Below are 9,026 nucleotides of genomic sequence, written 5' to 3' on the forward strand. Positions count from 1 at the left end.
GCCCGGATCCTGGGATCCGGGCCCCGCCCCTCTGCTGTGCCCTATGCGCCGACGGCTCGCGTCAGTTGTCGTCCTCGTCGATGAGGAAGCCCCGCATCGGAGACGGCGCCTGCTGCATCGGCTGCGGGCCCTGCGGCCGAACCGGCGCCATCGGCTGGGTCATGGCCGGCGACATCTGCTGCTGCCCGCCGTACGAACCCTGGCCGCCGGGGCCGACGTGCCCCGGGTGACCGGGGTGCGGCGCGAGGCCGCCCATCGGCTGCCCCATCGGTTGCCCCATCGGCTGGCCCATCGACTGCTGCCCGCCCATCGGGCCAGGCCCGCCCGACGGCGCGCCGGCGGAGGCCAGCGACGGGGAGGGCGACGGCGGCAGCGAAGGCGCGGCGGAGGGGGACGGCGTGCGCGGCGGGGCGAGCGAGTCGTCGGACTGGCTCTCCAACTGGCGCAGCTGGCTCTCCAGGTACGACTTGAGCCGGGTGCGGTACTCGCGCTCGAAGCCACGCAGGTCCTCGACCTTGCGCTCCAGGGTGGCGCGCGCCGACTCCAGGGAGCCCATCGCCACGCGGTGCTTCTCCTGGGCGTCCCGCTCCAGCGCGTCGGCCTTGGCGCGGGCGTCCCGCTCCAGCCCCTCGGCGCGGCTGCGGGCCTCGCCGACGATCTTGTTGGCCTCGGAACGCGCCTCGGCGATCGCCTGGTCGGCCGTCTGCTGCGCGAGCGACAGCACGCGGGCGGCACTCTCGTTGCCACCGGGCTGCTGCATCTGCGGCGGGCCGCCGAGACCGGGGTTGCCCATGCCGGGGCCACCCATGCCCATGCCCTGCTGCTGCCCCATGGGACCGCCGGGGCCCATCGGACCGCCCTGTCCCATGTGTCCGGGACCACCGGGGCCCATCGGGCCACCCTGTCCCATCTGGCCGGGGCCACCGGGACCCATCGGACCGCCCTGTCCCATGTGTCCGGGACCACCGGGGCCCATCGGGCCACCCTGTCCCATCTGGCCGGGGCCACCGGGACCCATCGGACCGCCCTGTCCCATGTGTCCGGGACCGCCGGGGCCCATCGGACCGCCCTGTCCCATCTGGCCGGGGCCACCGGGACCACCGGGCCCGCCAGGGCCGGCCGGCAACTGCGGCGGGCCACCCATCTGCTGGGTCTGCGGGCCGCCCTGCGGTCCAGATATGGCCGGCATGGGCCCGCCAGGACGCTCCTGGGGCTCGGGTTTACGCATGTTCTGCTGGTTCTGCGCGGCCGCCCGAGTCGCCGCGGCCAGTTTGGCGCGCAGGTCCTCGTTCTCCCTCAGCAGGCGGGTCAGCTCTGCCTCGACCTCGTCGAGGAAGGCATCGACCTCGTCCTCGTCATAGCCTTCTCGCAGACGGACGGTCGTGAACTGCTTGTTCCGCACGTCCTCGGGGGTCAACGGCATCTCTTCACCTCAACGTGATTCGTCGGCATATCGGCAAGACCGTACTCGTTCACAGCCTGGCCACGACGTTGATCAGGATGTAGACGATGATCATGAGTACGAAGAAGGACAGATCAAGCGCCACTCCCCCGAACCTCAGGGGAGGGATGACCTTCCGTAGCGCCTTCAGCGGCGGATCGGTGACAGTGTAGGTGGCCTCCAGGGCGACCACCATCGCCTTGCCGGGCTGCCATGCGCGCGCGAACATGAAGACGTAGTCCATCACCAGGCGGAAGAGCAACAGGCCGAGCAAGCAGTACAAGACAATCAGGATCACCTGTTGAACGATGCCCATCCTGCCTGGCCCTCTCCCCTGTACTCATGCCCCGGCCGATCGGCCGGAACTCCCACTTCCGGTACTGCTCTCGTCAGCTCTGGTTGAAGAACCCGCCCTCCGCGATGCGGGCCTTGTCCTCCGCCGTTACGTCGACGTTAGCAGGCGACAGCAGGAACACCTTCTGCGTCACCCGCTCGATGCTGCCATGGAGACCGAAGACGAGACCAGCCGCAAAGTCGACAAGTCGCTTTGCGTCCGTGTCATCCATCTCCGTCAGATTCATGATCACCGGGGTTCCCTCGCGGAAGTGTTCCCCGATGGTACGGGCCTCGTTGTACGTCCTGGGGTGGAGCGTGGTGATCCGGTACGGCTCCCGCTCTGACACGACCTTGGGCATGATCACCGGTGCGCTCTTCTCCACGTTCTGTCGTTCTGATGTGATGGAAGACACGGGAGCGATCCTCCCGGGTCGTCTGCTTTCCGCCAGAATCGGAGCGGGTGTTGGCTCCGTCTCGCGCTGGGCCGGCGGGTGGACCACCCGCACCGGCTCCTCCACCCGCTCCCTGCGCGGCGGTTCGTGCGCCTCCTGACGCCGCCCCCGATCCGGCTCGGGCTCGGGTTCGAACTCGTCATCGGGGCCGTACCCCGGGCGGTCGTAGCCGTCGTCCTCCACGAGGCCGAGGTAGACCGCCATCTTGCGCATCGCGCCAGCCATCGACTGCGTCCTCCGCTCTGTGGTGGATCGGCTCCGAACCTCCGGGGCCGTGGATCCACGTAACCTGCCCGAATCCCTCGGGAATGACCATATTTTCGGCTGTGGTCCTCGCTTGGCGACGTTACCCGAGGGCGGGGCGGACTCCGAGTACCGCGCTCCCTACACGCACGTGTGTCGCCCCGGCGATGATGGCCTCCTCCAGGTCCGCGCTCATTCCCGCCGAGACCATGTTCGCAGCAGGATCGACCAGGCGCAGGTCCCCTGCGATTTCCATCAGCCGCTCGAACGCGGCGCCCGGCGCCCCCGCGTACCCGCCGGTGAGCGGCGCGACCGCCATCAGCCCAGCCAGGCGAAGCCCCGGCGCGGCCGCGAGCGCGGCCGCCAACTCCGCGACCCCCGCCGGGTCGACGCCGCCGCGACCGCCGCCCTGGCCGGATTCCTCCTCCAGGGCGACCTGGATCAAACAGTTGAGCGGAGCGCGCTCCCGTTGCGCGACGGCGCGCGCCAGCGCGTCGACGAGCCGGACGCGATCCACCGAATGCACATAATCCGCGTAAGCCGTCACGGAACGCGCCTTGTTCGTCTGCAACTGACCCACGAAGTGCCAGGTCAACGGAAGATCGGCGAGGGCCGCCGCCTTGGCCGCCGCCTCCTGGTCCTTGTTCTCCGCGAAGTCCCGCACCCCGAGCCCGGCGAGCAGTCGCACGTCCTCGGCGGGATAGGTCTTGGTGACCACGATGAGAGTCACCTCGCTCCGCGAGCGCCCCGCCGCGTCACAGGCGCGGGCGACGCGCTCCTCCACCCGGGCGAGGCCGGTGGCCAACTCGGCCTCGCGCGCCGGGCGCACGCTCGGCGCATCGTGGGAGGCGGTCGCATCGCCTGGCCCCCGCTCGTTCTTCCTCATCGCTCGGCCCTGCCGATCCAGACATAGCTGGCCTGCCGGCCGGTGACGCGCTCGCGCCGATAGGAGAAGTGGTCGGCCGACTCCCGGGTGCAGACCGGCGAGAGGGCGATGTCCACGACGCCGACGTCGGCGAGCTGGCGCCGGACCCCGGCCGGGATGTCGATGGACGGGGTGCCCTCCCGAGTGTGCGAGCCGCTGCCCGGCACCGCGAGCTCGGCGGCCTCGCGCATCTCCACCGGCACCTCGTAGCAGAGGCCGCAGACGGTGGGTCCTGTCCTGGCGACGATCCGCTCGGCCCGGGCCCCGAGTCGGCACATCTCCTCGACGGTCGCGGGGACGACTCCGGCCAGCAGTCCCGGGCGGCCGGCGTGCGCGGCGCCGGTGATCCCGGCCACCGGGTCGGCCAGCAACACCGGGGTGCAGTCGGCGGTGAGCACCGCGAGCGCGAGGCCCCGGCGCGCGGTGACCACGCCGTCCGCCTCGGGCGGCTCCCCGCCGGGCCAGGGTTCGTCGGCCAGGGCCACGACGCATCCGTGCACCTGCCGCATCCAGCGGGCCCCGCCCGGGTCGAGGCCGAGTTCCTTGGCCACCAGTTCCCGGTTGGCGAGCACGGCGGCCGGGTCGTCGCCGACCGCGCCGCCGAGATTGAGCGTGTCATACGGAGCGGCGCTCACCCCGCCCCACCGGTCGGTGAAGGCGAAGTGGGCGCCGCTGTCCGTCGTCTGTCGGTCTATCACGGGTCCATCACGTCAGGCTCATACGGGGTTCGGGCGGAACACCGTCGACACGTTCGGTTACTTCAGGAAGTCGGGAACGTCGAGCTCCTCGACCTGACCCCCATCGTACGGCCGGGCCGAGGGGACCTGCGGCGAGCCCTTCAGCGGCTCACGGACCGGCTCGGCCGCGGGCTCGGCGCCGCCCACCGGCGAGGTGTCCCGGTCGCCGAGCGGGCCGGGGTCGCGGGAGGGCAGGGTGCCGAGGCCGCCGAACGAGGGACGCTCGGGCTCGGGCTCGGACGAACGGTCCTGGGCCGAGGACGAGGAGTCGTCCTTGGCGCCGTACGAACCGAGCATCCGGTCCCGGCTGCGGGCCGGCGGCTGGCCGCCGTCGAAGCCGGCGGCGATCACAGTGACCCGCACCTCGTCGCCGAGGGCGTCGTCGATGACGGCGCCGAAGATGATGTTGGCCTCCGGGTGGGCGGCCTCGCTGACCAGCTGGGCGGCCTCGTTGATCTCGAAGAGCCCGAGGTCCGAGCCGCCGGAGATGGAGAGCAGCACGCCCCGGGCGCCGTCGATGGACGCCTCGAGGAGCGGCGAGGAGATGGCCATCTCGGCGGCGGCCACCGCGCGGTCGTCGCCGCGGGCCGAGCCGATGCCCATGAGGGCGGAACCGGCCTCCGACATCACGGACTTGACGTCGGCGAAGTCGAGGTTGATGAGGCCCGGGGTGGTGATCAGGTCGGTGATGCCCTGGACGCCGGAGAGGAGCACCTGGTCCGCGGACTTGAAGGCGTCGAGGACGCTGACCTGACGGTCCGAGATGGACAGCAGCCGGTCGTTGGGGATGACGATCAGGGTGTCGACCTCGTCGCGGAGGCTGGCGATGCCGTCCTCCGCCTGGTTGGCCCGCCGGCGCCCCTCGAAGGTGAACGGGCGGGTGACGACGCCGATGGTCAACGCGCCGAGCGTGCGCGCGATGTTCGCCACGACCGGAGCGCCGCCGGTGCCGGTGCCGCCACCCTCGCCCGCGGTGACGAAGACCATGTCGGCCCCCTTGAGGACCTCCTCGATCTCCTCGCGGTGGTCCTCGGCAGCCTTGCGACCCACCTCGGGGTTGGCGCCCGCACCCAGACCGCGGGTGAGCTCTCGGCCGACGTCGAGCTTGACGTCGGCGTCGCTCATCAGCAGCGCCTGCGCATCGGTGTTGATCGCGATGAACTCGACGCCCTTGAGACCGACCTCGATCATCCGGTTGATGGCGTTGACACCGCCGCCGCCGATACCGACGACCTTGATGACTGCGAGGTAGTTCTGCGGTGCTGCCACGTCGAAGGCCTCTCGCCTCGATTTACGTGTCGCCGCTCCGCGTGAGCCGCAGTGCGCCGACTGATGCCTGTGGGACGGAGGGGAAGACCGCCCCTGAACCCTAACGCTTCAGTTTAGGGTTACCTGTGCTTGTCGTTCCCGGGAATCCTAGGAACGGACACTAAGTCGACAAGTGGTACGCGTTCAACGAACACGCCGAACCTCCTGTTTTTCTTTTCACCCTATGTGATCACGCTCGCGCATCGCCAACCAGGGGGTTGGCCTGCGCCGACGCCCTCGGGCCGACGCCGCGTCAACCACCGGAAACCGCCGGCACGGTGGGCGCGCTGACGTCGAAGTACCGGGCGTCACCGGCCGTTTCCATCACCGCCGCCAGGGCTCGCGCCTTGGCTTCCGGCTCCTCGGCACTGCCCCACGTCACGGTGCGGTCCCCCGTCAACTCGAGCGTGACGCCGTCATAGGAGGAGACCCGGACGAGCTCCAGGTCGTCCCGCACGTCGTCGGGGAGCGAGAGCGTCACCGTCACCGCCTCGCGGCGGATGCCCTCCTCGCCGAACCGGCGGAGACCAGGGCCGTCCTCGACCTCGAGCCTGAGCAGCGGCACCCCGTCGATCGGCTCGGCGGTCTCGGCGAACGCCAGCCCGCCGTCGTCCACCTCGGTGTAGCCGTTCCCGTTCGGGATCAGCATCTCGGCCTCCCGCTCGGTCAGCCGCAGGCCGACGCCGTGCGGCCAGGCGCGGACCACCTCGACCGACTCCAGCCTGGGCAGCTGGTCGAGCAGCCGGTCGCGGATGGCGTCCTTGTCCAGCGAGATCATCGGCGAACCGAGGGGAACGCCGGCCGCCGCGAGCACCTGATCCTCCGTGAGGTTCCGTGGCCCCTCGTCCCGCCAGCGCACCGAGACGCGCTCGATCCGCAACCAGTCGGAGCCGTAGAGCGCCCAGCCGCCGAAGCCGCCGAGCGCGACCGCCAGCACGGCGAGCACGACGGGCAGCCGGCGACCCGGCAACCAACGGAGACGGCGCGGGCGGCGGGGCGAGGGCGGGCCGGCCTCCGACCGCCGTCGGTCCGCGTCGCGCTTGGCGGTCGTCGCTCCGGCCACGCTCCCTCATCTCCCCAATCCCACGCCGGCCCGGCTAGGCCCGGCGCGCCGCGATCGCCTCGTACACCATCCCGACCAGCAGGTCGTCCGCGTCCCTGCGGCCGAACTCGGCGGCGGCCCGCGACATCGCGAGCAGCCGGCCCGGGTCGGTCAGCACCGGCAGGACGTTGCCCCTGACCCACTCCGGCGTGAGCTCGGCGTCGTCGATCAGCAGGCCACCGCCGGCCCTGACCAGCGGCTGGGCGTTGAGCCGCTGTTCGCCGTTGCCGATCGGCAGCGGCACGTAGGCGGCGGGCAGCCCGACCGCCGACAGTTCGGCGACGGTCATCGCGCCCGCGCGGCAGAGCATCATGTCGGCCGCCGCGTACGCGAGGTCCATGCGGTCCACATACGATAGCGGGATGTAGGGGGGCATTCCCGGCATCGTGTCGACCTGGGGCAGTTCGTTCTTCGGGCCGACCGCGTGCAACACCTGCACGCCGGAGCGTTGGAGCACCGGCACCGCGGCCGCCACCACCTCGTTGAGCCGGCGTGCGCCCTGCGAGCCGCCGGACACCAGCAGGGTGGGCAGGTTGGCGTCGAGGCCGAAGAAGGCGCGGGCCTCGTGCCGGGCGCCGGCCCGGTCGAGGGTGGCGATCGAGCGGCGCAGCGGGATGCCGACGTACCGCGCGTGCCGCAGCTTGCTCTCCGGGGTGGAGACGGCAACGAAGCGGGTGTAGCGCGCGCCGATCCGGTTGGCCAGGCCGGGGCGGGCGTTGGCCTCGTGCACCACGATCGGGACCCGGAGCCGCTTGGCCGCGAGATAGCCGGGCATGGCCACGTAGCCGCCGAAGCCGACCAGGCAGTCGGCCTTGGTGCGCTCCAGGATCTCCTCGGCCGCCTTCACCGTGCCGCGCAGCCGACCGGGCACGGTGAAGAGCTCGGGGGTGGGTTTGCGCGGCAGCGGAACGGCCGGGATCAGGCCGAGTTCGTAGCCCCGCTCCGGCACCAGCCGGGTCTCCAGGCCGCGCTCCGTGCCGAGGGCCGTGATGCCCACCGTGGGATCGCGCCTGCGCAGGGCGTCGGCGAGGGCGAGCGCCGGCTCGATGTGGCCGGCTGTGCCTCCGCCGGCGACGACAACATGCACCGAATTCACCGCTCTCCTGACGGCGCTCGGTCGCGGCGCCGTCTCATCGTCTTCCATCTGTGCCCGGATCCCCGCGCGGCCAGGGCGGCCCGGGCCGCGGGCTCGCCGCGCGCGAACGCGATCAGCAGCCCGATGGCGAACATGGTGGGCAGCAGGGCGGACCCTCCGTAGGAGAACAGCGGAAGCGGCACGCCGGCGATGGGCAGCAGGCCCAGCACCGCGCCGATGTTGATGACGGTCTGGACCATCAGCCAGGCCGTCACCCCTCCCGCGGCATACCTCACGAAGGCGTCCTCCGTGCGTCCGGCCACGCGGATACCCGCATAGCCTAGAGCCGCGAAGAGGCCGAGTACCGACAGCGTCCCCGCCAGCCCGAGTTCCTCGCCGGTGATCGCGAAGATGAAGTCGGTGTGGGGCTCCGGGAGTTCGCCCCATTTCTCCACGCTGGCCCCGAGTCCCGAGCCGAACCAGCCGCCCGAGGCGAGGGCGTAGATGCCGTGCACGGCCTGCTGACAGCGCTCGGCGTCCCCGGCGCCCAGGCAGGAGATCCGGTCCATCCGGTGCGGGCTGGTGGCGATGAAGACCACGCCGAGGACGGCGGCGACGCCGACCGCACCGGTGAAGAGCCGCAGCGGCGCGCCGGACAGCCAGAGCAACGCGAAGACGACGGCGACCAGGATCACCACGGTGCCCATGTCGCCGCCGACCATCACCAGGCCGCAGACCAGCAGGGCGCCGGGCAGCAGCGGGATCAGCAGGTGCCGCCACTGGGTGAGGAGCCGCAGGTCGCCCTTCCTGGCGAGCAGGTCGGCGCCCCACAGCACGAGGCCGAGCTTGGCGATCTCGCTCGGCTGGAGCTGGAAGGAACCACCGAGGGCGATCCAGTTGGTGTTGCCGTTCGCCGAGACGCCGATGCCGGGCACCTGGACGAGGATCAGCAGCGCCACGGTGCCGGCGAGGAACGGGTAGGTGAGGGCGCGCAGCAGCTTGACGGAGATGCGGGAGGCGACCAGCAGCAGCGCGCCGCCGAGCACGGCGGCGAGCAGTTGTTTGCGGAAGTAGAAGGTGGCCGGCAGGTCCCAGCGGAGCGCCTGGATCTGAGAGGCGGAGAACACCATCACCAGGCCGAGGAGGGCGAGCAGGAGACTGGTGCCGAGCAGGACGTAGTAGGCCGTCAACGGGCGGTCCCAGGCCCGCCGCAGCCGGTCGAGGGGGGTGACCCGGCGGGGCGGCCGTCCGGCGCGCGGCGTCCGCGTGCGGCGCGGGCGCGGCGCGGGCGCGGCGGCGGCCGGCCGTGCCGGGCGGCGGCGCGGCGGCGCGGTGCCGCTGCCGGGCCGGCCGGTGCGCGGCGCGACGCCGGCCAGGGCCGGGGTCCTCGCGCCGAGCGGCGCGAGG

9 protein-coding genes are annotated in these 9,026 nt (G+C 71.9%); all 9 read right to left on the reverse strand.

The window, feature by feature from the left end; genetic code table 11:
* Positions 1-61: 61 nt before the first annotated feature.
* The gene (locus E1283_RS25430; RefSeq protein ID WP_132820480.1) at positions 62-1,423 is read right to left on the reverse strand and encodes a DivIVA domain-containing protein; all 1,362 of its coding nucleotides are present in this window, start codon (positions 1,421-1,423) and stop codon (positions 62-64) included.
* Between the two features lie 49 nt (positions 1,424-1,472).
* Positions 1,473-1,757: a YggT family protein gene (locus tag E1283_RS25435; protein ID WP_132820481.1), complete on the reverse strand. Its 285-nt coding sequence runs from the start codon at positions 1,755-1,757 to the stop codon at positions 1,473-1,475.
* Between the two features lie 73 nt (positions 1,758-1,830).
* Entirely contained in the window at positions 1,831-2,454 is a 624-nt protein-coding gene (sepF, locus tag E1283_RS25440; RefSeq protein WP_132820482.1) for a cell division protein SepF, read from the reverse strand.
* 121 nt (positions 2,455-2,575) lie between these two features.
* A complete protein-coding gene (locus tag E1283_RS25445; protein ID WP_132820483.1) occupies positions 2,576-3,358 on the reverse strand; it encodes a YggS family pyridoxal phosphate-dependent enzyme in 783 nt (260 codons plus the stop codon).
* Positions 3,355-4,095: a peptidoglycan editing factor PgeF gene (pgeF, locus tag E1283_RS25450; RefSeq protein ID WP_132820484.1), complete on the reverse strand. Its 741-nt coding sequence runs from the start codon at positions 4,093-4,095 to the stop codon at positions 3,355-3,357. Before pgeF ends, E1283_RS25445 begins: the two co-directional genes overlap by 4 nt.
* A 57-nt stretch (positions 4,096-4,152) precedes the next feature.
* Entirely contained in the window at positions 4,153-5,403 is a 1,251-nt protein-coding gene (gene ftsZ, locus E1283_RS25455; protein WP_132820485.1) for a cell division protein FtsZ, read from the reverse strand.
* Between the two features lie 292 nt (positions 5,404-5,695).
* On the reverse strand, positions 5,696-6,505 hold the full coding sequence (locus E1283_RS25465; protein ID WP_132820486.1) for a cell division protein FtsQ/DivIB: 810 nt from the start codon (positions 6,503-6,505) through the stop codon (positions 5,696-5,698).
* A gap of 34 nt (positions 6,506-6,539) precedes the next feature.
* Positions 6,540-7,631, reverse strand: coding sequence for an undecaprenyldiphospho-muramoylpentapeptide beta-N-acetylglucosaminyltransferase (gene murG / locus E1283_RS25470; RefSeq protein WP_132820487.1), 1,092 nt, complete (start codon positions 7,629-7,631; stop codon positions 6,540-6,542).
* A gap of 5 nt (positions 7,632-7,636) precedes the next feature.
* Positions 7,637-8,995, reverse strand: coding sequence for a putative lipid II flippase FtsW (ftsW, locus tag E1283_RS25475; protein ID WP_132820489.1), 1,359 nt, complete (start codon positions 8,993-8,995; stop codon positions 7,637-7,639).
* Positions 8,996-9,026 lie beyond the last annotated feature (31 nt).

The organism is Streptomyces hainanensis (assembly GCF_004348415.1).
GTDB classification, from domain to species: Bacteria; Actinomycetota; Actinomycetes; order Streptomycetales; family Streptomycetaceae; genus Streptomyces; species Streptomyces hainanensis.